This window comes from Aestuariivita boseongensis (assembly GCF_001262635.1).
In the GTDB taxonomy this organism is placed as follows: domain Bacteria; phylum Pseudomonadota; class Alphaproteobacteria; order Rhodobacterales; family Rhodobacteraceae; genus Aestuariivita; species Aestuariivita boseongensis.
The window spans coordinates 1-24,797 of record NZ_JXYH01000053.1 but is presented as its reverse complement, the minus strand read 5'-3'; the positions used below and the strand labels follow the sequence as shown (position 1 = coordinate 24,797).

Here is a 24,797-nt window from a genome sequence, read left to right as displayed (position 1 = left end):
GGGCCGGGCCGAAGCCGCCGATATGAAATCCGCGTGGGAGCAGGCCTATCTGACGACACCCCATGGCGCGCCGGTGCACCTGTCTGACTAACGCCCGTCCGGCTTAGCGCCCCCTGGGTCGCGAGGTCAGCCCCGCCTTGGCCAAAAACCGTCGGAAATCCCCTTTGCGCGGCAAACGCAGCGGGACGTGCAGTACCGGCTTGCCTGCCAGCCTCTCGGCCTCATGCACGTCGATCACGCGTTCGGCACAGCCGCAGCCTTCGCCGGTTGCAACCTTGTCATAATAAAACTTGGTGAAATCGTGCTTTCGGTCGCGTTTCATTCGTCCACATCATCCACATCGGCCTGACCCGACAGCTTGCGCCTGACAATAGACCAGCTCAGCCCGATGCCAAGGACCACCGACAGCGCAAAGATCCCCAGCCAGGTGTTCAACTGCCGGCTGTCCAGCGTCAGGATGCCGAAATCATACAGCACCCACAAAAGCGTACCCACCAGCGCCAGGATCAGAACCATGCCGAACGGCCCGATCGACCGTAATGTGGCACGCAGATAGATGATGTACCCGATCGCCAGAACCAGGCCCAGGAACACCACCAGCGACAGGTGTGTCTCGTAATGCGCGAAAGACCACCGGGCATAACTCCACTGAGTCGGATTATATGTCGCGGACAACAGGACGAACGCGAACAACCACCTGAGAAAAATGCCCATACCGATGCCCTTTTTCGCTTTGTCTTGCCCAAAGCCCCTTGCCCTGTCCAGCCTTTGCGCCGCCTGCGGCGAAATTGAGGTTTCCCTGTTGCCTCCGGGTCGGTATACGGGCGCGGGTTTGGACAATGCGATCTCAAGGATGACCTGATATGGCCAATGTGGTGGTGGTCGGCGCTCAATGGGGCGACGAAGGCAAAGGCAAGATTGTCGACTGGCTGAGCGAACGCGCCGATATCATCGCGCGCTTCCAGGGCGGTCATAACGCGGGTCATACGCTTGTGATCGACGGGACGGTCTACAAGCTGCACGCGTTGCCTTCGGGCGTGGTGCGCGGCGGCAAGCTGTCTGTGATCGGCAATGGCGTTGTCCTCGACCCCTGGCACCTGCTGAAAGAGATCGAGACGATCCGCGCCCAAGGCGTTGATATCACGCCCGAAACGCTGATGATCGCGGAAAATACGCCGCTGATCCTGCCGTTCCACGGCGAGTTGGACCGCGCGCGCGAAAGCCAGAATTCCGTGGCCAAGATCGGCACCACAGGGCGCGGCATCGGCCCGGCATACGAGGATAAAGTGGGCCGCCGCGTGATCCGCGTGGCCGATCTAGCCGACGACCAGACGCTGGCCACCCGCGTGGATCGCGCGCTGGTGCACCACAACGCACTGCGCAACGGGCTGGGCCTTGAGCCCATCGACCGCGACGCCCTGATCGCCCAGCTGAAAGAGATCGCACCCGAGATCCTGAAATACGCAGGCCCCGTCTGGAAGGTGATGAACGAAGAGCGCCGCGCGGGCAAACGCATCCTGTTCGAAGGCGCGCAAGGCGCGCTGCTGGACATTGATTTCGGCACCTATCCTTTCGTGACCTCGTCGAACGTGATCGCAGGGCAGGCGGCCACCGGCACCGGCATCGGCCCCGGCTCCATCGATTTCGTTCTGGGTATCGTCAAAGCCTATACCACCCGTGTGGGCGAAGGCCCGTTCCCGACCGAACTTCTGGACGAAGACGGGCAGCGCCTGGGCGAACGCGGCCATGAGTTTGGCACCACTACAGGCCGCAAACGCCGCTGCGGCTGGTTCGACGCGGTTCTGGTCCGCCAGACCTGCGCCACATCCGGCGTCAACGGCATCAGCCTGACGAAGCTTGACGTGCTGGACGGGTTCGAAACGCTGAAAATATGCACCGGCTACGAACTTGACGGCAAAACCCTCGATTATCTGCCCACGGCGGCCGACCAACAGGCCCGCTGCACACCGGTTTACGAGGAAATGCCCGGCTGGTCGGAAAGCACCGAAGGCGCGCGCAGCTGGGCCGATCTGCCGGCAAACGCAATCAAATATGTCCGGCGGATCGAAGAGTTGATCCAGTGCCCCGTCGCCCTACTTTCCACCTCGCCCGAGCGGGACGACACGATCCTGGTGACAGACCCGTTCGCCGACTGAGGGAACGATATGAGCACAGACAAACCCGGATTAAGCTATAAGGCGCGCAAGCGCTGGTCGCTGGTGATCCTGCTGGTGGGCCTGCCGCTTTACATCATGGCGGCGGTCACCGTGGTCAGCTGGTTTGACCGGCCCTCGATCCTGGTCGAACTGCTGATCTATGTCGCGCTGGGCGTCATCTGGGCCTTGCCGTTCAAGTTCATCTTTCGCGGCGTCGGCGTGGCCGATCCGGATGCGCGGGACTGATCCCGCGCACTTTTCCGTTTAAATCAGTTTCTTATGGCCGATTTTCCTTGATCTGACGCACGGCGAACATCAGGTCGTCATGTTCCTTGGCGATCGCGTCACGCCGATCGTAACAGGGCTGAAATGACTTGGGGAAGGTATATGTGCCAACCGTTTCAAGGGACGCGCGTCGCGAATACTCGGCCGCGCAGCGATCCCCGTACATGTCGCGCGCTTCGCACCATTTCTGAATGCTGCGCACCTCTGTTACCCCGTCGCCCGCATAAAAGATGGACTGCTTGCCTTTGTATTCGCCTACTCCGAAAAACAGTTTGCCGCTGCGCCAGACCCCTTCGATCAAAGTGCCATCCAGGTACCGTATGATGCCTTCGCCATCCCGCTTGCCGTCCACGTAACGGCCTTTGAAGTAATACTCCCGTTCAAACGAACAATACTTGCCCTCGCCATTATATTTTCCGTCGCGAAACGGGCCGGAATAGACCTGACCCTTGGACCCCACAAAGGTCCCGTCGCCATTACGTTTTCCGTCGCGATAGCCGCCTTTGTAATACGCGCCCGAGGAATAGATCAGAAAGGTCTTGTCCGCGTTGTCCACAACTTCGCCGTTTTCATCGAATTCGGCCACGGTGACCGCGCCCGAGGGGAAGATCTTCATCCCCTGTCGCATCTTTCCAACGTCCCAGACACCCACAAGAATCGTGCCGCTGTCGAAATAATAGGCCCCGCGACCGCAGCGGTTTCCGTCGTATTTCTGGCCAATATAGACACCGTTGGAATAGGTCTGACGCACCTCTGCAATCTCTGCGCCCGCCGCCTGGGCCGCGGCGTTCTTGCCCTGTCCCAACCAGCGGCAGACATCCGACAACGCATATGCGGGGGCTGTGGACAGCAGGCAGACGGCAATCGCCGCCCCTGTGCGGCGCAGGCTTTGCGTGAACATCAAACTCGTTCCTTTCCGTGAAATTCCCTTGTGAATATCAGGTGTTGGCTCACCTCTTTCCGGAAAGGCTAGTCGTCGGGGGATGCAATCGCAACCGTCCGGGCCGGGCGATGACATCGGCGCCGTGCTTTGCGAAAAATCAGGCGATCACACCGCGGGCTGCCGACTGATCTGGCAAAAATGAAAAACGCACCCCCAGACGAGCAGGACGGGGGTGCGTTTTCTTACATGCGCTTTGCGGGGTTTAGCCTGCGGCGCGCATGTCCTCAGGACGGAACCCAATCCGGTCCGAGACAGTGAAGCGACCCGCCTGGGTCTTTTCGATCTTGCCGTCACGCAGCAGCAGGCCGAAAGACCGCAGCCCGTCCTCGCGGCTGAACTCCTGGGTTTCGACCATGCGCACCTTGGTCATCAGCTGCGGGCGCGAGAATTGCTCCTGCCCCTCGACAAAGGACAGATAGGCTGCCGCGGCTTCCAGCAGATCGGGCAGATCATGGGCGCCGACCTGTTCGGCGTAATCGGCGAACTTCATTTTGCCATCCGCACCGTCATCGCCCATGTCTTCCATCTGCGCCGACATCACACGGCGCGGCTGCACCGGCGCGGGTTCGGCATCAATGCGTTGCGCGGCCACCAGTTTCAGCGGGGCGGGCTTTTCATCCTGCGGACGGCGGCTGCGCTCGCGGGTGTCGTCGGATTCAGGGCGGCGCGGCTTGACCACGCGGGCCAGATCCTCGCGATAGGCATTGTCGCTTGCGGCATCCGACATCGACCCGCCCGCCGCCTCTTCGGCCTTTCCGGCGGCCATGGCGGCGCGCAGATGGGCAAACTCGCTGCGGCGATCGCTGGTTTCGCTGTCGCTCAGCTTGTCACCGGCCTCATCCAGCAGGCGCGAGACGTTTTCGTCGCTGTCCACATCGTCGCTCAGGATCGCGTGGTCTTCGTCTTCGTCCTCATCGTCGTCTTCGAACGCAAAGTCGTAATCCTCATCGCTCTCTGCCGCGTCGGCAAAGAGGGAATCGACATCGTCTTCGTCATCCTCCAGATCCTCTTCCTGCGCCTCGGCCTGAACTTCGGCCAGCTCGCGCATCAGATCCTCTTCATCCTCGGGCGAGAGCGAGCTTTCGAATTCCGCGTCGTCCTCGTCTTCCTCATCCATCATGTCGCTCAGATCCACCGTCGGCAGATCTTCACCACGATCCGAGGCAAGGATGGCGTCGAAATCCTCTTTAGACACTTTCACAACACGGGCCTGCGCGGGCGCGGGCTCTTCTTCGTCCACATCTTCCGGCGCGTCTTCGGCGATGTCTTCCTGCACGGCCTCGGCCACGAGGTCGGCTTCGCCCTCGTCCTCGGCGTCATCGGCAGGGTCAAGGGCGTCCAGACGATCGTTTACATCGTCCAGGAATTCCTGTTCCTCGGTATCCTCTTCCTCGGCCTCATCCTTGGCATAAAGACCGCTCAGCAGGGCCGAGATCTTGTCCTTCGCATCCACGGTTTCAGACGGTGTGTCGATCGGATCGGCATGTTCGTCTTCCGAGAAATCCTCGCGCGCCTCTTTTGCGTTCCCTTTCGAGACCACGGCGCGGATGCGCTGCAGTTTGGCGGCGATGCTGTCAGCGGCGGGGGTTTCTGCCTCGGGTTCAGGCGCGGCCTCTTCGGCGACGACCTCTTCAACCTCTTCGGCCAGCTCTTCTTCCGCCATGTCGTCTTCGGTCATGGCAAAGAAAGCGGCAGCGTCGTCTTCCGCTTCCTCTTCGCGGGTCTCTGCAACCGGCTCTTCTGTCGCGGGTTCTTCGACCTCGGCCACCGGTTCTTCAACCTCGGCCACAGGCTCCTCGGCTTCCGCCACCGGCTCCTCGGCTTCCGCCACGGGCTCCTCGGCCTCGGTCTCAGGCTCCTCGGCTTCCGCCACTGGCTCCTCAAGCTCGGCCACAGGCTCCTCGTCTTCCGCCGCGCTCAGCTCTGCCAGAATGGCGTCCGAAACATCCTCAACCTCGGGTTCAGAAACAGCGGTTTCCTGATCGTCCGCAACCAGCTCGGCTTCGGCCTCGTCCTGCGGTGCGGCGCGCGCAGCTTCTGCCGCAGCGGCTGCGGCGGCGGGCACGGCCAGCGCCTCGGCAGCCTCCCTGGCGCGCAGAACAATGCCAGACTGGTCCTGATGTGCTTCCACTCGGCGCGCAACTTCCTTCTGCGCGATATGGGCCAGCATCTCCACATCGGGCTGCGGCGGTTCGGCCCCGAAATAACGGTCATCGGCCGCAAGATCCCGGAAATACTCCGCAATCGCTTTCATCGTGCCGAAGGCGTCGTCAAACCCCTCCAAGGTGCACGAGAACGTGCCATAGGACACGGTCAGGATTTTGTTGTTTTGTACCATGGGATGCTCGTCCTCATTTCTTTGTAGCAAACCGTTTACCAAAGCGTCAGGGACAAAACCGGCCCGAATCTGTGCCTATTACGGTATCATTTTGTGGCCAGATTGTGATCTGTTTCCAAAAAGGGCATCTATGCGCCATGACAGGCGTAATTGTTGAAAGCAAAGATATGGTAACCCTCGTTGGTGGGGGTAGCGCGTCAAGATCGCTTTTGGAAACACTGCGATCACAGGCACCCACCCTTGTTGCGGCGGACGGGGGCGCGCGTCATGTGCTGGACGCCGGGCTGATGCCGGATGCGGTGATCGGGGATTTCGATTCCCTGTCGCCCGACCACCGCGCGCAGATCCCCGAGACGAAGTTGCACCAGATCCCCGAACAGGACAGCACGGATTTCGAAAAATGCATGCTGCGCATCGCTGCGCCGCTGATCCTGGCGGCCGGGTTCATGGGGCCGCGCACCGATCACCAGTTGGCCACGTTTCACGGGCTCATGCGCTCCGCGCACCAGCCGTGCATCCTTGTGGGCGAACACCAGATCGTCAGCCTCTGCCCCCCGCGCCTGAGCCTCGAGGCCGAGGAGGGCGCCCTGATTTCCCTTTTCCCGCTGGGCGAGGCCGAAGCCCGTTCGACCGGCCTGCACTGGCCGCTCGAAGGCGTTCCCCTCGCGCCGGGCCGGATGGTGGGCACGTCGAACCGCGCCACCGGCGGTTCGGTCAGTATCGAGGTGGCGGCGCCAAACCTGCTGCTTATTCTGCAGCGTCCAATGCTGGGCGCGCTGATATCGGCGCTGCGGCAAGCGCCTTCGCCATGGCCCGTTCGCGAAGGATAATGTAAAGCCCGGCGGCAATGGTCACGCAGATGCCGATGGCGGCCAGACCGTTGGGCAGATCCCGGAACACGATAAAGCCGATCACCGTCGCCACGGGGATTTCAAGATATTGCATCGGCGCCAGCGTGGCCGAGGGCGCAAAGCGCAGCGACCACGTCATCATCAGATGCGCGACCGTGCCCAGCAGGCCAATCGTCAGCAACAGCCACCAGTCCGTGGGCGAGGGGGTCACGATGCTCAGCGCGAAAACGCCGCTGTTCTGAAACAGAAGAACCATCGGCACCAGAAAAACCGTCGCCATCACACCCGATACCGCCTGCAGGCCAATCGGGTCGGTTTCCTTCGCCACCTGGCGCGTGATCAGCATGAACAGCGCAAAGTTCACCGCCACCGCCAGCGGCAGCAGCGCGGGCCAGCCCACTTCGGCAAAACTGGGCTGAATCACCATCAGCGTGCCGGCAAAGCCTACCGCGCAGGCGATCAGGCGGCGCATGCCCACCTCTTCGCCCAGAACGTATTTGCCCAGCAAAAGCATGATGAAGGGCATCACGAAGGCAATCGCGATGGCATCGGCCAATGGCAGATATTGCAGCGCGGTGAACATCGCGCCGATGCCCAGGATATGCAGCGCTGTGCGCAAAACCGTCAGCCGCAGCACACGCCCGAGCATCCGCCAGTGAATACCCGCCAGCCAGACGATGGGGATCAGAAACAGTGCCTGCACCCCGAAACGCACCACCAAAAGCTGCGCGACGGGGATTTCTTCGCCCAATATCTTTGCAATCGCGTCCCCCATGGGCGCGACAATGCAAAAGCCCAGCATCAGCATGATGCCAAGAAGAGGACGATCGGTTGTCATAAGACGCAGGCTATGTGCGCTTCAGGGTCTAGGCAACGATTGCCAGGCGCGAAAACGGAATTTGATCAAAAATACATGCGAATGACGCCAAGTCGCGTCACGAAGTTCTTCAGCAATTGGGCACATTTACAGCAAGACCACCCAGAGAGGTCTCTTTATACTTCTCGCTCATATCCGCGCCGGTCTGGCGCATGGTCTCGATACAGGCATCCAGCGGCACGAAATGCGTGCCATCCCCGCGCAGCGCCAGCGAGGCCGCCGACACCGCCTTGATCGCGCCCAGACCGTTGCGTTCAATGCAAGGCACCTGCACAAGACCCGCCACCGGATCGCAGGTCATGCCCAGGTGATGCTCCAGCGCAATTTCGGCTGCGTTTTCCACCTGTTCGGGCGTGCCGCCCATCACAGCGCACAGACCTGCCGCCGCCATGGCCGACGCGCTGCCCACTTCCGCCTGACACCCCGCCTCCGCGCCCGAGATCGAGGCGTTGTATTTCACCAGCCCGCCAATCGCAGCCGCTGTCAGCAGAAAATCCTCCACATGCGCGCCGCTCGCCCCCGGCACATGGTCGAGGTAGTAGCGCAGCACCGCAGGCACCACGCCCGCCGCCCCGTTGGTGGGCGCGGTGACAACCTGCCCGCCGGCCGCGTTTTCCTCGTTCACTGCCATGGCATAAACGCTCATCCAATCATTGATCGTATGCGGCGCTGTCAGGTTCATGCCACGTTCGGCAATCAGCGCATCATAAATCCCCTTCGCGCGGCGCTTGACCTTCAGCCCGCCGGGCAGGATGCCGTCTGTGCTCAGCCCGCGGTCGATGCAGTCATTCATGACTTCCCAGATCCGGGCCGCCCCACGCGCCAGCCCCTCCGCCCCGTTGCGCGACACCTCATTGGCCCGCTTCATCGCCGCGATGGACTTGCCTGACGCGTTGGCCATCTCCAGCATCTCGGCTGCTGTCTTGAACGGGAAGGGGACGGGGGCACCTTCGTCGGTGTCCTTGCCCGCGGCCAATTCCTCTTCGGTCATCACGAAGCCGCCGCCGATGGAATAGAAGACCTGCCTCAGCGTGACATCGCCCTGCGCATCGGTGGCCATCAGGATCATCCCGTTGGCATGGCCGGGCAGGGGGGTGTCGTAATCAAAAACCAGGTCGGTTTCGGGATTAAACGCCAGATCGCCGAGGCCCTCCGGCGACAACACCTGTGTCTCGCGGTTCTTGGCAAGCGCCGCTTCGGCCTTCTCAGCGTCATAGGTTTCGGGCACGAACCCCGCCAACCCCAGGATCGTTGCCCGGTCGGTGGCATGGCCCACCCCGGTAAAGGCCAGCGATCCGTGCAGCGACGCGCGTACCCCCGCGAAATGAAAGGGCGAGGCGCGCATCATGTCCAGAAACCTCGCGGCGGCCACCATTGGCCCCATCGTATGAGAGGAGGACGGGCCGATCCCCACCTTGAACATCTCGAAAACAGACAGAAACATCTCAGGTGGCACTCCCCTCGGGCGGTTGCGGATAGCGCGGGTTGGTAAAGGGGGCAGGCCCCAACCCTTCGGCCTTGATGGCTGCATGCACCGCCGGGCGGATCTCAAGATCTTCGCCAAGGGTCAGCAACGCGGGGTATTCGTTCAGATCGAACCAGTCGGTGTGGCCCTCCGGGTAAAGCCCGCACCACCGGATCACAGCGGCAAGATAATAATCCAGCACCGTCGGCTCAACCACCGGATCATCGCCGCGCGCCATCGCCCACTCATCCATCAACGCCAGCGCATTGCGCAGTGTCATCACCTGCGCGCTGGGCTGTTGCAACCGATGGCGCAATTGCGCTTGCGCTTCGGGGTCAGGCCCCACGTATTTCTCCGGATAGTAGATCATGCGCAGCTGCGCGTGCAGCGTGTTGGAAGCAAAAAACAGATGGCTGAGAAATGCCGCGCGCTCCGGCGCGTCCGGTGCCGGCGCCATGCGCCCCTGCGTATCAGCCAGCCACAACACGATGGCTGCCGTTTCGAACATGACCCCATGCGGCGTTTCCAGCGCGGGGATCAGACCTGCGGGGTTTATCTGGCGAAAGGCGTCCCCCTCCTGCTCCCGCGCGGCACGATCGACCAGCCGTGTCTTGTAGGGCAGGCGCAGTTCTTCCAGCACCAGCCGGACGATCAGCGAGGCGTTGTCAGGGGCGTAATGCAGGACATAAGGCGTGCTCATGGGGGCGGTATAGGGCACCCGCATCTCGGCGGAGTTGCAAAAACCGACAGGTCAGCGGGGATTTTGGACCTCACTCACGCCTGGCAGCATACCCGATCACCGCCACCGGATCGGCAAAGCCCTTGAGGGCATGCTTGCCCAGATCCTGCCCAGGCTCGGCGCTGGCATCCGCAAAGGCGCGCGTGGCGAGAATGGGCATATCCAGATCCGCGCTCAGCCCCTCGATCCGCGCCGCCAAACCCACCGCTGGGCCGGTCGCAGTGAAATCATGGCGTTTGGCCGTGCCCACATTGCCATAGATCACCTTACCCACATGCAGCGCGATGCCGAACTCGACCTCCGGTATCCCCTCGGCCCGCCCTTCATTCATCCGCGCCGCCCGCTGCCGCGCATCGCGTGCTGCCGCAAGGGCTGCGCTGCACATATTGGCCCTGGGCCTGCGCCCCTCGATGATGGGAAAGATGGCCAGCACCCCGTCGCCGATGAATTTCAGAACCTCTCCCCCGTGATCCAGAACGGCAGCGGCGGTGCAATCGAAATAGCTGTTGACGACGCCCAGATAGGCCTCGGGCTCCATATCCGTGGCGATCTCCAGCGACTTGCGCATGTCCGAGTAAAACAGAACACATTCGATGCGCGTGCCCGAACCCAGCGCGCTATGTCCGGAATACACCTTCTCTCCCGTGGCGCGCCCCAGGTAGTGGGACAACAGTTCCACCGTCAGAAACCTCTCGGTCGCAACGCGCAGGCATACCGCGATCGGCGTGACCAGATCGGCCAGGGCGGCCAGTTCCTGCTTCGAAAAACCGCCCGTGCGCTTCGTGGCAAAGGACATGGCAGTGCCCCGGAAATCCTCGGGCACCCCCTCGAACACGTGCTGCTTCTGTCCGAAATTGCGCCCGAAGGCGGCATAGCCCGTATAGCCGCGGGCATAGAGGTCTTCGAACATCTGAAAGGAGGCACGGCTTTCCGGGTCTTCCAGCGCGCCGATGACCGCCTTTTGACGCCCCGACGAGACTTCACCGAAGGGGGTTTTGTCCCCCAGGGTCGGCGTCACCTGAGAGCGCTGCAGGATGGAGGTGCGCACCAGATCGGTCTCAGCCTCCCACTCGATATCATAAAGCCCGATCGCCGGATGCAGCATCATGCGCCCGACATTGACCCGCGCCACCGGCAGTCCGGCATCGCGCATCCGGTGCGCCAGTTCCTTCAACGTCTGGTCGAATTCATTCTCGCGCAGGGCCTCTTCGCTGAGCCACAAGCGCAGGTCGTCGTATAAATCCAAAGGCTTATTCCTCATCCCTTGCGCACACCGTGGCGCATCCCTTCGCTCCTGTCACCTGTGCAGGGGCAAAAAGCGCAATCCACCCTCGCGCTTTGCGCAGCGCCGCAGTATAAACGCCCCAAACCCATGGAGGCCGCCATGACCGGAGAACTTTCCCCCATCGACAAGGCGAAATTCGTCGCCGCCAAACGCGCCGCCGACTATGTCGAAGACGGCATGCGCGTGGGGCTGGGCACCGGATCGACCGCCGCCTGGCTGGTGCGCTGCCTTGGTGAGCGGGTGCGCGAAGACGGGCTGCGCTTCAAGGGCGTGCCGACATCGACCCGCACGGCGGAACTGGCCCGGGATGTGGGGATCGAGGTGATCTCGCTTGACGAGGCGCGCTGGCTCGACATCACCATTGACGGGGCCGATGAATTCGACGGCGATCTGAATCTGATCAAGGGCGGCGGTGGCGCGCTTTTGCAGGAAAAGATCGTGGCAACCGCCTCGGACCGCATGGTTGTCATAGCCGATATCGGCAAAGAGGTCGAAACACTGGGCGCCTTCCCCCTGCCGGTGGAGGTGATCCCCTTCGGCTGGCAAACCACCCAGGCGCTGATTGAAGAGACGCTGATCTCCATGGACGTGATGGGCCGCCATTCGTCACTGCGGATGAATGGCGAGGCGCCCTTCGTGACGGACGAGGGCAACCACATCCTGGATCTGCACCTCCACCGCATCGGCAATGCGCGGCAACTGGCGCTGGTGATCAACCAGATGCCGGGGGTCGTGGAGAACGGCCTGTTTATCGACATCTGCGATACGGTTGTCGTGGGCTATGGCGATGGCCGGGTCGAAATCCGCGACATCAACGAAGGCACGGTCGAAACCGACCGGCTGGATTTTGTCGAGGATGACAACCTCTTCCGCGATCTGGCGGATTAAGCCGCTTGCAAGCGGCTTGAAAGCGTCTTGCAAGACGCTTTCAAGGTCGTTCCAACGACCTTCCCGCCCCATGTCCACCTTTCTGATCCCGCCATCCACAGGCGCCAAACCCGTCTGGCCTTTCCTCGGATGCTATGAAATACCTCGCTCCGACGAACGCGGAGGCATGTCATGAGTGAATTCGACTATGATCTTTTCGTCATCGGAGGCGGCTCCGGCGGTGTGCGCGCGGCGCGCGTCGCCGCAGGCGAAGCCGGGGCCAATGTCGCGCTGGCCGAAGAAGACCGCTATGGCGGCACCTGCGTGATCCGGGGTTGCGTGCCCAAGAAACTGATGGTCTTCGCCTCGGAATTCGCGGCCCTCCCGTCCGAGGCGCAATCCTATGGCTGGGACATGTCGCTGGGCGAGTTCGACTGGCCCACCTTCTGCGGCCATCTCAACACCGAACTCGACCGCCTTGAAGGCATCTATCGCAGCCTGGTGAAAAATTCCGGCGTCGACAGTTTCGACGCGCGGGCCACGATCAAGGATCCGCATACGGTCGAGCTGTCCACCGGCGAGACCTTCACCGCCAAACACATCCTTGTCGCCACCGGCGGCCATCCGGTGCGCCCCGATCTGCCCAATGCCCATCTGGGGCTGGTGTCGGATGATATCTTCCACCTCAAGGCGTTGCCGAAATCCATCCTGATCATCGGCGGCGGCTATATCGCCTGCGAATTCGCCTGCATTCTCAACGGTCTGGGCGTTGAGGTCACACAATATTACCGCGGCGCGCAGATCCTGCGGGGCTTCGATGACGAGGCGCGCGGGCTGATCGCGGAATCCATGAAAGAAGCCGGCATCGACCTGCATCTGGGCACGAATATCCTGGAAATGGCCGCCGCCGCCGAACGGCCCAAGGGCAATACGGGCGGCACCGGATCGGACGCGGCCATGGGCGCCTCGGTCAAATCCAGCGAGGATCTTCTGCCCAGCACCGGGGAAAAAGGTGAAGCGGTCTGGGTCAAGGCCAGCAACGGCAAGGAAGCGGTGTTTGACGCCGTGCTTTTTGCCACGGGCCGCGATCCCAACAGCCGTGACATGGGCCTGGAAGATCTGGGCGTGGAACTGGGCCGCCGGGGCGAAATCGTCGTCGATGAATACAGCCAGACCAAAGTGCCTTCGATTTATGCCATCGGCGATGTGACCAACCGGGTGAACCTCACGCCCGTGGCCATCCGTGAAGGCATGGCCTTTGTCGAAACCGTTTTCAAATCGAACCCCACGCCGGTGGATCACGAACTGATCCCCAGCGCCGTCTTCACCCAGCCCGAACTGGGCACCGTGGGCCTGAGCGAGGAAGCCGCCCGCGACCAGGAAGAGATCGAGGTCTATTGCACCTCGTTCCGGCCCATGCGCACCGCCTTTGCCAACCGGCCCGACCGGGTGCTGATGAAGCTTGTCGTCTCGAAGGCCACGCGCAAGGTTCTGGGCTGCCATATCGTCGCGCCCGGTGCGGGCGAGATGATCCAGCTGGCGGGCATTGCCATCAAGATGGGTGCCACGAAGGAGGATTTCGACCGGACGGTTGCAGTCCACCCCACCATGTCGGAAGAAATCGTCACCATGCGTTCCCCGATGCGGAGCGCTTGATATCCGGCAAAAAACACACAAGTTACGATGCGTACCGCATAAGCGGCAGTTTTAACGGGAAAGAGGATACGATGGCAGGAAATAACGGCGGCCCCTGGGGGGGCGGCGGTTCCTCCGGAAGCGGGGGGAACAGGGGCAATAACGGCCAGGGTGGCGGCGGCGGTGGCCGGCGGCCCGAAGGCGACGGACCTCAGATCCCCGAAATCGACGAATTGATGAAAAAAGGCCAGGAACAGCTGCGCGTCCTGATGGGAGGCCGCGGCGGCTCGGGCGAGGGCGGCGGCGGTCGCGGACGGGGCAGCGGCCCCTTCTTCACCCGCGGCACGATCGGCCTGGGCGTGATCGGCGCGATCATCCTGTGGGGCATGGCCAGCTTCTATACGGTGCGGCCCGAAGAACAATCGGTCGAACTGTTCCTGGGTGAGTTTTCGTCCATCGGAAACCCCGGTCTGAACTTCGCCCCATGGCCCGTTGTCACCGCCGAGGTGATCCCGGTGACCCGCGAACAGACCGAAGATATCGGTGTTGGCGGTCGTGGCGGCGATGCCGGTCTGATGCTGACGGGTGACGAAAACATCGTCGATATCGATTTCCAGGTGGTCTGGAACATCAACGATCCGGCGAAATTCCTCTTCAACCTGCGCGACCCGCGCCCGACGATCCGGGCCGTGTCTGAATCGGCCATGCGCGAGATCATCGCGCAATCCGATCTGGCGCCGATCCTCAACCGGGACCGGGGCGCCATTGCGGGCCGCCTGCAGGACCTGATCCAATCCACGCTCGACAGCTATGATTCCGGCGTGAACATCATCCGTGTGAACTTTGACAAGGCCGACCCGCCGCAGCCCGTGATCGCGGCCTTCCGCGACGTGCAGGCCGCCGAACAGGAGCGCGACCGTCTGCAGAACGTGGCCGATGCCTATGCCAACCGGGTTCTGGCCGAAGCGCGCGGTGAAGCCGCACAGCTTCTGGAACAGGCCGAAGCCTATCGCGCCCAGGTCGTGAACGAGGCCGAAGGTGAAGCCAGCCGTTTCCTTGCGGTGCTTGAGGAATACACAAAAGCCCCCGAAGTAACGCGCAAGCGTCTCTATCTGGAAACGATGGAACAGGTGCTGGGCCGCGTCGACAAGATCATCCTGGATGAGCAGGGCGAAGGGGGCGGCCAGGGCGTCGTGCCTTATCTGCCGCTCAATGAACTGCGCCGCAATTCTTCGCAGGAGTCCAACTGATGCGTTTTCTGATCCCTATCGTTGTTCTGGCCGCCGTCACCGTTCTGTCGGCCATCTTCATCGTGGACGAGCGTGAGAAAGCGCTGGTCCTGCAATTCGGCCGTGTCGTGTCGACCAAGGAAGAACCGGGCCTGTATTTCAAGATACCGCTGATCCAGGAAGTCGTGCGTTATGACGACCGGATTCTCAGCCGTGATATCGACCCGCTTGAAATCACGCCTCTGGATGACCGTCGTCTGGTTGTGGACGCCTTCGCGCGGTATCGCATCTTTGACGTGAACCAGTTCCGTCAAGCCGTGGGTGTGGGCGGTATTGCAACAGCCGAAAACCGTCTGGATTCGATCCTGCGCGCAGAAACACGGGAAATCCTGGGTTCGGTGTCCTCAAACGACATCCTCAGCTCGGACCGGGCCGCGCTGATGCTGCGCATCCGCAACGGGGCGATTGACGAGGCGCGCGCTTTGGGCATCGAAATCATCGACGTCCGTCTGAAGCGCACCGACCTGCCTGCCGAAAACCTGGATGCGACCTTTGAACGGATGCGCGCCGAACGGGAACGGGAAGCGACAGACGAACGCGCCCGCGGTAACGAGGCCGCTCAACGGGTCCGTGCGCAAGCCGACCGGACCGTTGTGGAACTCACCTCCGACGCGCAGCGCCAGGCCGAGATCATCCGCGGTGAGGCCGACGCCCGCCGTAACGCGATCTTTGCCCAGGCCTTCGGGCAAGACCCTGAATTCTTTGAATTCTACCGGTCTCTGACGGCCTATGACCGGGCGCTGCAGGGCAACAATTCCTCCATGGTGATGAGCCCGGATAGCGAATTCTTCAACTATCTGAAGTCTCCCAGCGGTGTTGCCGCGCCAAGTCAATAAAGGACTGCCATGACCGCAATCGCCATCACGTTTCTGGCGCTGGGTCTTGTGTTGATCGTCGAGGGGCTGGCCTATGCGCTGGCCCCTCAGCTTTTGGAGCGTATGCTCGAGATTCTGCGCACGCTGCCCGAAACCGCCCTGCGCCAGATGGGCGCGCTGGCTGTGGTCATGGGGTTGATCATGGTCTGGGGCGCCTGGCAGATCGGGTTCTGACCCGCTGGGCGCAAATCCGCCGGAATTGTTTCCAGCCCTTCACAGGTCGTTGATGGGGCGGCGGTTTGATGTTGAACCCTGCGCAACCTAGATACAGGGTAGATATAAGAAAGACGCCTGCCGCAGGCGTTGCGATATGGAAGGAGAAAGAGGATGAAACCTCGGTCCATCGCTGTGACCAAATCCATCGTCACCCGGAACCAGATCGCGCTGATGCGCCTGTTCTGGACCGGCCTTGTCGCGTTCATGCTGGTCCTCGCGCAGGCGCTGACCGCCCATGCGCGCCCAGAAAGCCTGGCACCTCTGGCCGAAAAGATCAGCCCGGCGGTTGTGAACATCACAACCTCTTCGGTGGTTGAAGGCCGCACCGGCCCGCAGGGCATCGTGCCCGAAGGCTCCCCGTTCGAGGATTTCTTCCGCGAATTCCAGGATCGTCAGGGCAATAACGGCCAGCGCCCGCGCCGCTCATCGGCGCTGGGCTCGGGCTTTGTGATTTCGGAAGACGGTTATCTGGTCACCAATAACCACGTGATCGAAGGCGCCGACGAAATCCTGATCGAATTCTTCAACGGGGATGAACTGGAAGCCACCGTCGTGGGCACCGACCCCAACACCGACATCGCGCTTCTGAAGGTCGAAGCCGACGGCCCGCTGCCTTTCGTGCCCTTCGGCGACAGCGACACCGCCCGCGTGGGCGACTGGGTGATCGCCATGGGCAACCCGCTGGGGCAGGGGTTCTCGGTCAGCGCGGGCATCGTCTCGGCGCGCAACCGGGCGCTGTCGGGCAGCTATGACGACTACATCCAGACCGATGCGGCCATCAACCGGGGCAACTCGGGCGGTCCGCTGTTCAACATGGATGGCGAGGTGATCGGCGTGAACACCGCGATCCTGTCGCCCAATGGCGGCTCGATCGGGATCGGCTTCTCGATGGCCTCGAACGTGGTTACCCGTGTGGTCGATCAACTGAAGGAATTCGGCGAAACTCGCCGTGGCTGGCTGGGCGTGCGCATCCAGGACGTGACCGAAGACGTGGCCGAAGCCATGGGTCTGGAAAGCGCTGCTGGCGCGCTGATCACCGATGTGCCCGATGGCCCGGCAAAGGATGGCGGTCTGGAAGCAGGCGACGTGATCGTGTCGTTTGATGGCCGCGATGTGGAAGACACCCGTGGTCTTGTGCGCCAGGTGGGCAACACCGACGTGGGCAAAACCGTGCGCGTTGTGGTCTATCGTGATGGATCGACCCAGACCTTCCGCATCACCCTGGGCCGCCGCGAAGATGCCGAGCGCACCGTGCCCGCCGTGATGGAAAACGACGAACCCGAAGAGCCCGCGCAGAAAGAGGTGCTGGGCCTGACGCTGTCGATCCTGACCGACGAAATTCGCGGTGAAATCGGCGTGCCCGAAGGCATGGATGGCCTTGTCGTTGTTGATGTCGACGAAACGTCGGAGGCTTTTGAAAAAGGCCTGCGTGCAGGGGACCTGATCACCGAAGCCGGTCAGCAGAAAGTCACCACGCTGGGCGAATTCGACGATCGCGTGGCCGAGGCGCAGGAGGCCGGGCGCAAATCGCTCCTGCTTCTGGTGCGTCGGGGCGGCGATCCGCGTTTCGTGGCGCTGGGTCTGGAATAAGCCTGACAGGATACAGGACCGAAAACGCCCCGCTCATCAGCGGGACGTTTTTCTTTGCCAGACCAACGGATGCGGCCTCAGCCCTCGGACACCGCGCGCGCCAGCCCAAGCTGCCGCGCCGCCGCAAGCGACAGGATCCCGGAATCCAGCCCCTGAGGGCTTTGGAACCGCCGGATGGCAGCCCGCGTGCGCGCGTCCATCTCCCCGGTCACGGGGCCGGAATAGAGCTTGCGCACCGTCAAAGCCCGCTGGACCGAGGCGATGAACTCCGGCGTCATCTCCGCCGCGCAGGGGGTCTCGAACCAGGTCTCTTTACGTTCTTTCACGATCCGCTGCTGGGTTTCGGTCTTGTAGATCGCGGGCGTGATCACCGTGCCGTCTGTCGACACCTGCGCGGGCTGCAACAGCACCTGTTCGGTCACTGTCTCGATCACTGCGGGGCTGGTCGTCTTGCCCCAGCACGTGCCGGGCGCCGCGCCGGGCGGGGCCACCTGCGTCATGAAGGCCAGATCGGGTTCTCGCAGCGCCTGGACATCCGGCACCGGCGCAGCAGAACATCCCGCCAAAGCGGCGGCCATCAGCGCGGACACAGCCGCGGGGCGAAGGAAGGGTCTGCTCATCTCCGGGCCTCTGACGGGGCGGTTGACGGGCAGCTTACCGTAAATTGAAGGGCGCGCCTAGGGGTTGGCCGGCATGCCCGCAGGCCCGTCTTCGGCCAGCAGCAGATCCAGCATGTCCGAGATATCCTCGATCTCTTCGGCCAGCACATGGGTCACGCCATGGGCGCGCTGCATCCGGCCTGTGACGCGCAGCATGCGCCCCGCGATCACTGCGCGGCGGAAGCGTTCATAGATGTTGCGCCAGACGATGATGTTCACCACGCCCGTCTCATCTTCCAGCGTCAGGAAGATCACGCCCTTGGCCGTCCCGGGGCGCTGGCGCAGGATGACCAGCCCCGCCACCGTGATCCGCGCGCCGATGGGCGGCAGATCCATCTGCGCCGCGGTCAGACACGATGGCGGGCGGGGCCATGTGGGCGGCCCGGGCTGCGTTGGGTCAATGTAAAGCATTAGATCGGACATGAGAACAAAAATAGAACATATGCCATTTAACGCAAGCCACGCGATCAACCCTCGCAAAATGGGGTGGCGCGTCCTACATGGCTTGGCTAGAGAGTTTCGGGATGTTTGCGCAGGGCCCGCTGGGGCCGCGCCTGGGAAAAAGGGAAAGACGACGATATGGCAAAAATCACCTATATCGAGCATGGCGGCAAAGAACATGTGGTTGAGGTCGCCAATGGCCTGACCGTGATGGAAGGCGCGCGCGACAACAATATTCCGGGGATCGAGGCCGATTGCGGCGGGGCCTGCGCATGCTCGACCTGCCATGTTTACGTGCATCCCGACTGGGTCGGCAAACTGCCGGAAAAGGACGACATGGAAGAGGATATGCTGGATTTCGCCTATGAGCCCGATCCGGTGCGCTCCCGCCTGACCTGCCAGCTGAAAGTCACCGACGAACTGGACGGTCTGATCGTCCAGATGCCCGAAAAGCAGATCTGATGCGCACGCTGGCGCTGGTGTTGTGCTGCCTCGGCTCTGCCGCCGGGGCGCAGACTATCACGGATGCCAGCTATAGCGGCCCGACCGATCGCTATCCCCATGGCGTGTTGGGCGACGACATCGAATACACCCAGCTTGACGTGACCCTGTCGGATGGCCGCGTGCTGTCGGCCTCATACGAGGCGACTTTGGTTTTTGAAGACGTGGCCCCCCGGCTTTGGGACGTCACCGGCGACGGCGCGCCAGAGGTGGTCACCGTGGAAAGCCACGAGGCCGAAGGCGGACGGCTCGTCATCTGGGGGCTTGAGAACGGCCAATTACGCCAGATCGCCCGCACGCCGTTCATCGGCACGCGCTTTCGCTGGCTCGCGCCCATTGGTGCTGCGGATTTGGATGGCGACGGACAGATCGAGGTGGCCTATATCGACCGCCCGCATCTTGCCAAGACTTTGCGAGTTTGGCGCTATACGCCTGACGGGTTCAATGAGGTCGCGACCCTGCCGGGCCTGACCAATCACCGGATTGGCGAGGATTACATCACCGGCGGCCTGCGAGATTGTGGACAGGGGCCCGAGATGATCGTGGCTGATGCCAGCTGGCGCAACATCATGTCCGTGACGTTTGGGGCAGGTGGTCTGGAGGCCGAACCCATCGGCCGCTTCGAAGGTCGCGCGTCTGTAGATGTCGAGCTGACCTGCCCCTAGCCCCCAATCTGTTCAATACCCGGGCACGGAATCAAGGCGAAGCCGCCGTGCCAGCGCCTGCCTGTCCCCGCAGGCTGGCGCTTTGTTGGGCGTCAGAGCATCGAATATTCGGAAGATGACTGGGCTGCCATAAAGCGCAGTGAACTATCGTTTATGCGCCACCCTACAGACAGGCGCTGGCACGGCTCGTGACCTAGCCGGATCACGGCTTTGACTGGCGCATCCGATAGACCTGAAACAGAGCCACCGCCAAACTCGCAGCCGTCAACGTCAACCACGCCACACCGGATTGCTCCAGATACACCGTGCCGGATGCCGCATCAAAACACCGGCCCGTCTGATCAAAACAATCCCGCCACCTGACATACTGAGCATAGTAAAAATACCCAAAGACCACAGTCAGAAGCAGAAAAACTAAAACTGAAACGCGTCTGATCATGCAGCCACCCTAGCCGTTGCAGACCACCGGTCAATCCACGCGACGCCACCGCACGGTGCTCCAACATATTCTCAACCCTTTGCCCGGATAACCATCCTCGCAATTGCACGCCCGGTGTGGCCTAACCAACCCCCGGGCACGATCAGGACGATGGTGCTTTCACGCGCTTTTCATGGGGCCAGCCGGATTTACAACCCGGCCCCTCATGAGCCCATCATATCTCATGCGGGCCCGCTCCCTGACGGTTCACTTCATAAAGATCGCCGATGCAGCCTGCCGGGTCACCCCGAGCGGGCCATACCTGCTGCGCTCAGTGCGGCACCCAGTCAAAGGCCGATCCATTGACCTGCGTCCGTCCGACCGAGGGCAGCCAGAAATGGCTCCCGATCACCAGATGCCCGCCCTCAGAGGTGTGTTCCAGCAAACTGCGCCGCGAGGCCACGGCCTGCACGGGATCCGCATCATAGACAAAATGCCACTCAGGCCGGGCGCATTGCACGGTCGTGTGCAACGCATCGCCGGTGATCAGGGCCCGGTCGCCCCGGCTGATGATCTCCACCGCCACATGGCCCGGGGAATGGCCCGGAGTGGGGACCAGCCGCACGGCTTCGCCAATCTGATGTGCGCCTGAGACGGTTTCCGACAGACCGGCGGCATTCACCGGCAGCACGCTTTCGGTATAGGTCGGTCCACCCTCGGCCCCGAAGAACTCCACATCCGCCTCCGGCAACAGATAGCGCGCCTTGCGGAAGGTCGGCACCCACACGCCGTTTTCCAACCGCGTGTTCCAGCCCACATGATCCACATGCAGATGCGTGCACATCACGTAATCAATGTCATCCGGCCCCACACCCGCCGCAGCCAGGCTCGCCATGAACCGCCCCGTCTCGCGCTTGTTCCACGCCGGAACGCGCGTGGTTTTGTGATTGCCGACACAAGAATCCACCAAAATCGTGTGATCCGGCGTGCGCAGCAGAAAGCCCTGAATCGGCAGGCTGAGTTTTCCGCTTTTTGCGCAGATGCATCCCGGTGCGGCCCGCTCCAGCAACTCCGCCCCATCCGGGTCGATATTGGGAAAGATAAAACCGGGCTCATACAGCGGATCAACGCTTTCCAGAATGCGCCAGATTTCCACATCGCCAATCCGTGTGAGCATGGTGGCCCTCCCTTATATCAGGGCACCCATGATCGCGGTTTTGCCTGTTCGGTCAATCCCGGCCCAGCGCCCGCCACCCGATATCGCGCCGACAAAAACCTTCAGGCCAGTCAATCGCATCGACCATGGCATAGGCCCGATCCCGCGCTTCGGCCAATGTCGCCCCGCGCGCCGTGGCGTTCAGCACGCGCCCGCCAGAGGCTGTGATCTTGCCGTCCGCTTCCGTGGTGCCTGCGTGAAAACACATCTCGAAACTGGTCTCGGGCAGCGCGTCGAGCCCCCCGATGACCGAGCCCTTCTCATAGGCCCCCGGATAGCCCTTGGCCGCCAGCACCACCGTCATCGCGTGATCATCGGCCCAGTTCACCTGAGCCTCCCCCAGCCGCCCTTCGGCTGCCGCATGCATCAGATCCATCGCCTGCGCACCCAGCCGCATCATCAGCACCTGGCATTCCGGATCGCCGAAGCGCACGTTGTATTCCACCAGCCGCGGCTGGCCGTCCTTGATCATCAGCCCGGCATAAAGCACGCCCTGATAGGGGGCGCCGCGCTTGGCCATCTCTGCCATCGTCGGCCGGATGATCTGATCCAGAGCCTTTTCGGCAATCTCATCGGTCAGCACCGGGGCCGGGGAGTACGCCCCCATCCCGCCCGTGTTCAGCCCGGTATCGCCTTCGCCAACCCGCTTGTGATCCTGCGCGGTGCCGATGGGCAGCACGTTTTCCCCGTCACAGAGGACAAAGAACGACGCCTCTTCGCCCTCCATGAACTCCTCGATCACGACCTCAGCGCCCGCGCCGCCAAAGGCCCCGCCGAACATGTCGTCAATCGCCGCTTCGGCATCCTCCACCGTCTCGGCAATGATCACGCCTTTGCCTGCGGCCAATCCATCGGCCTTCACGACAATCGGCGCGCCTTGGTCGCGGACATAGGCCTTCGCCGCCTCCGCATCGGTGAAATGCCCGTACCCTGCGGTGGGTGCACCGGCGGCATCGCAGATCTCCTTGGTGAAGCTTTTCGAGGCCTCCAGCCGCGCGGCCTCAGCCGACGGCCCAAAGACCAAGATCCCTGCCTCCCGCAAACGATCCGCAACGCCTGCGGCCAAGGGCGCTTCGGGCCCGACAATCACGAAATCAATCGAATTGGCCTCGGCAAAATTCACCACCGTGCCGCCATCTTCGATGTTCAACGTCGCACAGTCGGCAATCTGGGCGATCCCCGCATTGCCGGGCGCCACGATCAGCTTGTCGCATTTGGGGTTCTGCATCACCGCCCAGGCCAAGGCATGTTCGCGCCCGCCGCTGCCCAAAATCAGGATATTCATCGGCAATGCCTCTCGTTTGCTTGGCCTTTTCTGGCCTGCGTTCTAAGCTGAGGACCAAGCAGTGACAAGGCGGGTAAGATGGACCTGATCGACGATCCCCAACCGGGCCAGAACGCACCGGAATTTTCGGTCTCGGAAATCTCCGGCGCAATCAAACGCATGATCGAAGGGGAGTTCTCCCATGTCCGTATCCGGGCCGAGGTGGGCCGCGTGTCACGTCCCCGCTCGGGCCATATTTATCTGGATCTGAAAGACGACCGCGCGGTGCTGGCGGGTGTCATGTGGAAAGGTGTCGCTGCCAAACAGGTCACCCAGCCCGAAGAGGGGATGGAAGTCGTGGCTGTGGGCCGCCTCACCACCTTCCCGGGCCAGTCGAAATACCAGATGGTGATCGAGGAGATCCGCCCCGCAGGCATGGGCGCGCTGATGGCCATGCTGGAGAAGCGTAAGGCGCAGCTGGCCGCCGAGGGGCTTTTTGCACCCGAACGCAAGAAGCCGTTGCCGTATCTGCCGGAGGTCATCGGCGTGGTCACATCTCCCTCCGGCGCCGTGATCCGCGATATCCTGCACCGCCTGCGCGACCGGTTCCCGCGCAAGGTGCTGATCTGGCCCGTGGCGGTTCAGGGCGAAAAATGCGCCCCCGAAGTGGCCCGTGCGATTGCCGGCTTCAACGCGCTGACCCCAGTCGGGGCCTTGCCGCGGCCTGATCTGCTGATCGTCGCGCGCGGCGGTGGGTCGGTTGAAGATCTCTGGGGGTTTAATGAGGAGGCCGTCGTGCGCGCCGCTGCCGCCTCTGACATCCCGTTGATTTCCGCCGTGGGGCATGAGACGGACACGACGCTGATCGATTACGCATCAGATAAACGCGCACCCACGCCCACGGCGGCGGCGGAACTCGCGGTGCCTGTCCGGATGGAGCTTTTGGCCTTCACCGAAAACCAGGGCGCGCGCCTGTCGCGCGGGATCACCACGGGCCTGACCCAACGCCGCCAGCGCCTGACCGATCTGGGCCGCGCCCTGCCGAAGCCAGGCACGCTTCTGGATGCGGCGCGGCAACGGCTCGACGTGGCCTCTGACCGTCTGCCTGCCGCTTTGGACCGTGGTGTCCAGCGGCGCAAGCTGCGTCTGACCGAGCTTTCAGGTTCCCTGCGACCGCGTGTGCTGGGCCGGATGGTGGCGGGCGAAAAAGACCGCCTCACACGGCTGTCAAACCGCCTGGCCCCGGCGCTGTCGCGTGCCGTCACCCAACGCCGCGAGGCCTTTTCCCAACGCGCGCGCCTGTTGCAGCCGCAAAGACTGCAGGCGGATCTGCAGCAGAAAAAGCAAGATCTCATGCGGTTGGAGCGCCGCCTGTCGCAGGCCGGGCACTCTCAAACCGCCCGCTGGAAGGCACAGCTTGAACAGGCGGGGCGTCTGCACGAAACCCTGAGCTACAAAGCCACGCTCGAGCGTGGCTATGCCGTGATCCGCTCGGAAGGAGAGGTGCTGACCCGCAAGGCCCAGGCGCAAAAAGCCACACATCTGGAAATCGAATTCGCCGATGGCCGGATGCAGGTCGGCGGCAAATCCGCGCCGAAATCCAAACCGAAACCGCCCGAGCAAGGCTCACTCTTCTAGGCGCACGCCGTTTTTCGAAAAACGGCCCCGCGCCCGGATGTCGATTTTTCGAAAAATCGACGCCTAGACCCCAGTGTCGGGCCCAAAGCAGATCATCTCTTCGTCTTTTTCATAGGCCAGATACTCGTTGCGCGTGCCGTCTTCGTTGGGCCGGGCAAACTCCGCTATCAGCCCTTGGGGCGTCTGGGTAAAACTCCAGCATTGCACCTCCGCCCAGCCATCATAGGCAAAGCAGATATTGCCTGCTTCCTCATACCAGAAGCCCGGCGTGCATTCGCCATCCAGAAACGACCATTCGACCTGTCGGTTCTCCTTGTACCGCTCCACCCCATATTCTTGGCCATTCTGACTGTAAAACAGCGTCTTGCCGGTGACATAGCGCTCAAACTCTTCGGCTGTCATGTCCGCCAGCAGGGTGGACGGCAGGGCGGTCAGGAACAGAATCGAAATCAGGCGGTGCATGCGCCGACTGTGACAGATCCCGTCACCCGGTGCCAAGGGCCGCTGCGCGCTGCGCCGGATCGGCGGCAGGTTGCGCAGCCGGTCCTGCCCATTTTCGCGCCCGGTGGTCCATCATGCGCCGC

At 62.4% G+C, this 24,797-nt stretch carries 26 protein-coding genes; 12 read left to right on the top strand and 14 right to left on the bottom strand.

The window, feature by feature from the left end:
• Positions 1-103 precede the first annotated feature (103 nt).
• Positions 104-322, bottom strand: a complete 219-nt coding sequence (locus TR61_RS16575) for a hypothetical protein (protein ID WP_050931640.1) — start codon at positions 320-322, stop codon at positions 104-106.
• Positions 319-714 carry a DUF6524 family protein gene (locus TR61_RS16570; RefSeq protein ID WP_050931639.1) on the bottom strand — a complete coding sequence of 132 codons (396 nt, stop codon included), beginning with the start codon at positions 712-714 and terminating at the stop codon, positions 319-321. Before TR61_RS16570 ends, TR61_RS16575 begins: the two co-directional genes overlap by 4 nt.
• Positions 715-863: 149 nt before the next feature.
• On the opposite strand from TR61_RS16570, the gene TR61_RS16565 reads away from it, so the two are divergent.
• Positions 864-2,156, top strand: coding sequence for an adenylosuccinate synthase (locus tag TR61_RS16565; protein WP_050931638.1), 1,293 nt, complete (start codon positions 864-866; stop codon positions 2,154-2,156).
• A 9-nt stretch (positions 2,157-2,165) separates the two neighbouring features.
• The gene (locus TR61_RS16560; RefSeq protein WP_050931637.1) at positions 2,166-2,402 is read left to right on the top strand and encodes a DUF2842 domain-containing protein; all 237 of its coding nucleotides are present in this window, start codon (positions 2,166-2,168) and stop codon (positions 2,400-2,402) included.
• A gap of 31 nt (positions 2,403-2,433) precedes the next feature.
• Here the strand turns inward: TR61_RS16560 and TR61_RS16555 are convergent, their stop codons facing one another.
• Complete coding sequence (locus tag TR61_RS16555) at positions 2,434-3,342, bottom strand: MORN repeat-containing protein (RefSeq protein WP_050931636.1); 909 nt, start codon at positions 3,340-3,342, stop codon at positions 2,434-2,436.
• A 244-nt stretch (positions 3,343-3,586) separates the two neighbouring features.
• Positions 3,587-5,722, bottom strand: a complete 2,136-nt coding sequence (locus tag TR61_RS16550) for a hypothetical protein (protein WP_050931635.1) — start codon at positions 5,720-5,722, stop codon at positions 3,587-3,589.
• A gap of 209 nt (positions 5,723-5,931) precedes the next feature.
• Here TR61_RS16550 and TR61_RS19725 point away from each other — a divergent pair, with 209 nt between their 5' ends.
• Positions 5,932-6,552, top strand: coding sequence for a thiamine diphosphokinase (locus tag TR61_RS19725; protein ID WP_245626910.1), 621 nt, complete (start codon positions 5,932-5,934; stop codon positions 6,550-6,552).
• On the opposite strand, the gene TR61_RS16540 is transcribed toward TR61_RS19725, so the two are convergent.
• The 4 genes from TR61_RS16540 to TR61_RS16525 all read right to left on the bottom strand — a co-directional run bounded on the left by TR61_RS16540 (position 6,470) and on the right by TR61_RS16525 (position 10,900).
• Positions 6,470-7,411, bottom strand: coding sequence for a DMT family transporter (locus tag TR61_RS16540; protein WP_050931633.1), 942 nt, complete (start codon positions 7,409-7,411; stop codon positions 6,470-6,472). The genes TR61_RS19725 and TR61_RS16540 overlap by 83 nt on opposite strands.
• 109 nt (positions 7,412-7,520) lie before the next feature.
• Positions 7,521-8,894 (bottom strand): L-serine ammonia-lyase, encoded by a 1,374-nt coding sequence (locus tag TR61_RS16535; RefSeq protein ID WP_050931632.1) that lies wholly within the window; start codon positions 8,892-8,894, stop codon positions 7,521-7,523.
• Between the two features lies 1 nt (position 8,895).
• Complete coding sequence (locus tag TR61_RS16530; protein WP_050931643.1) at positions 8,896-9,615, bottom strand: glutathione S-transferase family protein; 720 nt, start codon at positions 9,613-9,615, stop codon at positions 8,896-8,898.
• A 70-nt stretch (positions 9,616-9,685) separates the two neighbouring features.
• Positions 9,686-10,900, bottom strand: a complete 1,215-nt coding sequence (locus TR61_RS16525) for an adenylate/guanylate cyclase domain-containing protein (protein WP_050931631.1) — start codon at positions 10,898-10,900, stop codon at positions 9,686-9,688.
• A gap of 138 nt (positions 10,901-11,038) precedes the next feature.
• Here TR61_RS16525 and rpiA point away from each other — a divergent pair, with 138 nt between their 5' ends.
• The 6 genes from rpiA to TR61_RS16495 all read left to right on the top strand — a co-directional run bounded on the left by rpiA (position 11,039) and on the right by TR61_RS16495 (position 17,411).
• Positions 11,039-11,827 carry a ribose-5-phosphate isomerase RpiA gene (rpiA, locus tag TR61_RS16520; protein ID WP_050931642.1) on the top strand — a complete coding sequence of 263 codons (789 nt, stop codon included), beginning with the start codon at positions 11,039-11,041 and terminating at the stop codon, positions 11,825-11,827.
• A gap of 171 nt (positions 11,828-11,998) precedes the next feature.
• Complete coding sequence (locus TR61_RS16515) at positions 11,999-13,462, top strand: FAD-dependent oxidoreductase (protein WP_050931630.1); 1,464 nt, start codon at positions 11,999-12,001, stop codon at positions 13,460-13,462.
• 71 nt (positions 13,463-13,533) lie between these two features.
• A complete protein-coding gene (hflK, locus tag TR61_RS16510; RefSeq protein WP_050931629.1) occupies positions 13,534-14,691 on the top strand; it encodes an FtsH protease activity modulator HflK in 1,158 nt (385 codons plus the stop codon).
• Entirely contained in the window at positions 14,691-15,566 is an 876-nt protein-coding gene (hflC, locus tag TR61_RS16505; protein WP_050931628.1) for a protease modulator HflC, read from the top strand. The genes hflK and hflC overlap by 1 nt, the downstream gene beginning before the upstream one ends.
• Positions 15,567-15,575: 9 nt before the next feature.
• A complete protein-coding gene (locus TR61_RS16500; protein WP_050931627.1) occupies positions 15,576-15,779 on the top strand; it encodes a DUF2065 domain-containing protein in 204 nt (67 codons plus the stop codon).
• A 153-nt stretch (positions 15,780-15,932) separates the two neighbouring features.
• Positions 15,933-17,411, top strand: coding sequence for a Do family serine endopeptidase (locus TR61_RS16495; protein WP_050931626.1), 1,479 nt, complete (start codon positions 15,933-15,935; stop codon positions 17,409-17,411).
• 77 nt (positions 17,412-17,488) lie between these two features.
• Here the strand turns inward: TR61_RS16495 and TR61_RS16490 are convergent, their stop codons facing one another.
• The gene (locus tag TR61_RS16490; RefSeq protein ID WP_050931625.1) at positions 17,489-18,031 is read right to left on the bottom strand and encodes a peptidoglycan-binding domain-containing protein; all 543 of its coding nucleotides are present in this window, start codon (positions 18,029-18,031) and stop codon (positions 17,489-17,491) included.
• A 57-nt stretch (positions 18,032-18,088) separates the two neighbouring features.
• Positions 18,089-18,493: an OB-fold nucleic acid binding domain-containing protein gene (locus TR61_RS16485; protein ID WP_050931624.1), complete on the bottom strand. Its 405-nt coding sequence runs from the start codon at positions 18,491-18,493 to the stop codon at positions 18,089-18,091.
• Between the two features lie 156 nt (positions 18,494-18,649).
• Between TR61_RS16485 and TR61_RS16480 the strand changes: the two genes are divergently transcribed.
• On the top strand, positions 18,650-18,973 hold the full coding sequence (locus tag TR61_RS16480) for a 2Fe-2S iron-sulfur cluster-binding protein (RefSeq protein WP_050931641.1): 324 nt from the start codon (positions 18,650-18,652) through the stop codon (positions 18,971-18,973).
• Complete coding sequence (locus tag TR61_RS16475; RefSeq protein WP_050931623.1) at positions 18,973-19,677, top strand: FG-GAP repeat domain-containing protein; 705 nt, start codon at positions 18,973-18,975, stop codon at positions 19,675-19,677. Before TR61_RS16480 ends, TR61_RS16475 begins: the two co-directional genes overlap by 1 nt.
• A gap of 202 nt (positions 19,678-19,879) precedes the next feature.
• On the opposite strand, the gene TR61_RS16470 is transcribed toward TR61_RS16475, so the two are convergent.
• The 3 genes from TR61_RS16470 to purD form a co-directional block, all read right to left on the bottom strand.
• A complete protein-coding gene (locus tag TR61_RS16470; protein WP_050931622.1) occupies positions 19,880-20,116 on the bottom strand; it encodes a hypothetical protein in 237 nt (78 codons plus the stop codon).
• A gap of 310 nt (positions 20,117-20,426) precedes the next feature.
• Positions 20,427-21,272: an MBL fold metallo-hydrolase gene (locus tag TR61_RS16465; RefSeq protein WP_050931621.1), complete on the bottom strand. Its 846-nt coding sequence runs from the start codon at positions 21,270-21,272 to the stop codon at positions 20,427-20,429.
• Positions 21,273-21,324: 52 nt separating this feature from the next.
• The gene (gene purD / locus TR61_RS16460) at positions 21,325-22,596 is read right to left on the bottom strand and encodes a phosphoribosylamine--glycine ligase (protein ID WP_050931620.1); all 1,272 of its coding nucleotides are present in this window, start codon (positions 22,594-22,596) and stop codon (positions 21,325-21,327) included.
• A gap of 78 nt (positions 22,597-22,674) precedes the next feature.
• Between purD and xseA the strand changes: the two genes are divergently transcribed.
• Entirely contained in the window at positions 22,675-24,213 is a 1,539-nt protein-coding gene (gene xseA, locus TR61_RS16455; RefSeq protein WP_050931619.1) for an exodeoxyribonuclease VII large subunit, read from the top strand.
• Between the two features lie 63 nt (positions 24,214-24,276).
• Here the strand turns inward: xseA and TR61_RS16450 are convergent, their stop codons facing one another.
• Positions 24,277-24,675, bottom strand: a complete 399-nt coding sequence (locus tag TR61_RS16450; protein WP_050931618.1) for a hypothetical protein — start codon at positions 24,673-24,675, stop codon at positions 24,277-24,279.
• Positions 24,676-24,797: the final 122 nt, after the last annotated feature.

Coding starts and splice junctions, on each gene's coding strand:
- TR61_RS16575 (WP_050931640.1), bottom strand. CDS start 322: ATGAAACGCGACCGAAAGCACGATTTCACCAAGTTTTATTATGACAAG.
- TR61_RS16570 (WP_050931639.1), bottom strand. CDS start 714: ATGGGCATTTTTCTCAGGTGGTTGTTCGCGTTCGTCCTGTTGTCCGCG.
- TR61_RS16565 (WP_050931638.1), top strand. CDS start 864: ATGGCCAATGTGGTGGTGGTCGGCGCTCAATGGGGCGACGAAGGCAAA.
- TR61_RS16560 (WP_050931637.1), top strand. CDS start 2,166: ATGAGCACAGACAAACCCGGATTAAGCTATAAGGCGCGCAAGCGCTGG.
- TR61_RS16555 (WP_050931636.1), bottom strand. CDS start 3,342: ATGTTCACGCAAAGCCTGCGCCGCACAGGGGCGGCGATTGCCGTCTGC.
- TR61_RS16550 (WP_050931635.1), bottom strand. CDS start 5,722: ATGGTACAAAACAACAAAATCCTGACCGTGTCCTATGGCACGTTCTCG.
- TR61_RS16540 (WP_050931633.1), bottom strand. CDS start 7,411: ATGACAACCGATCGTCCTCTTCTTGGCATCATGCTGATGCTGGGCTTT.
- TR61_RS16535 (WP_050931632.1), bottom strand. CDS start 8,894: ATGTTTCTGTCTGTTTTCGAGATGTTCAAGGTGGGGATCGGCCCGTCC.
- TR61_RS16530 (WP_050931643.1), bottom strand. CDS start 9,615: ATGAGCACGCCTTATGTCCTGCATTACGCCCCTGACAACGCCTCGCTG.
- rpiA (WP_050931642.1), top strand. CDS start 11,039: ATGACCGGAGAACTTTCCCCCATCGACAAGGCGAAATTCGTCGCCGCC.
- TR61_RS16515 (WP_050931630.1), top strand. CDS start 11,999: ATGAGTGAATTCGACTATGATCTTTTCGTCATCGGAGGCGGCTCCGGC.
- hflK (WP_050931629.1), top strand. CDS start 13,534: ATGGCAGGAAATAACGGCGGCCCCTGGGGGGGCGGCGGTTCCTCCGGA.
- hflC (WP_050931628.1), top strand. CDS start 14,691: ATGCGTTTTCTGATCCCTATCGTTGTTCTGGCCGCCGTCACCGTTCTG.
- TR61_RS16500 (WP_050931627.1), top strand. CDS start 15,576: ATGACCGCAATCGCCATCACGTTTCTGGCGCTGGGTCTTGTGTTGATC.
- TR61_RS16495 (WP_050931626.1), top strand. CDS start 15,933: ATGAAACCTCGGTCCATCGCTGTGACCAAATCCATCGTCACCCGGAAC.
- TR61_RS16490 (WP_050931625.1), bottom strand. CDS start 18,031: ATGAGCAGACCCTTCCTTCGCCCCGCGGCTGTGTCCGCGCTGATGGCC.
- TR61_RS16485 (WP_050931624.1), bottom strand. CDS start 18,493: ATGTCCGATCTAATGCTTTACATTGACCCAACGCAGCCCGGGCCGCCC.
- TR61_RS16480 (WP_050931641.1), top strand. CDS start 18,650: ATGGCAAAAATCACCTATATCGAGCATGGCGGCAAAGAACATGTGGTT.
- TR61_RS16475 (WP_050931623.1), top strand. CDS start 18,973: ATGCGCACGCTGGCGCTGGTGTTGTGCTGCCTCGGCTCTGCCGCCGGG.
- TR61_RS16470 (WP_050931622.1), bottom strand. CDS start 20,116: ATGATCAGACGCGTTTCAGTTTTAGTTTTTCTGCTTCTGACTGTGGTC.
- TR61_RS16465 (WP_050931621.1), bottom strand. CDS start 21,272: ATGCTCACACGGATTGGCGATGTGGAAATCTGGCGCATTCTGGAAAGC.
- purD (WP_050931620.1), bottom strand. CDS start 22,596: ATGAATATCCTGATTTTGGGCAGCGGCGGGCGCGAACATGCCTTGGCC.
- xseA (WP_050931619.1), top strand. CDS start 22,675: ATGGACCTGATCGACGATCCCCAACCGGGCCAGAACGCACCGGAATTT.
- TR61_RS16450 (WP_050931618.1), bottom strand. CDS start 24,675: ATGCACCGCCTGATTTCGATTCTGTTCCTGACCGCCCTGCCGTCCACC.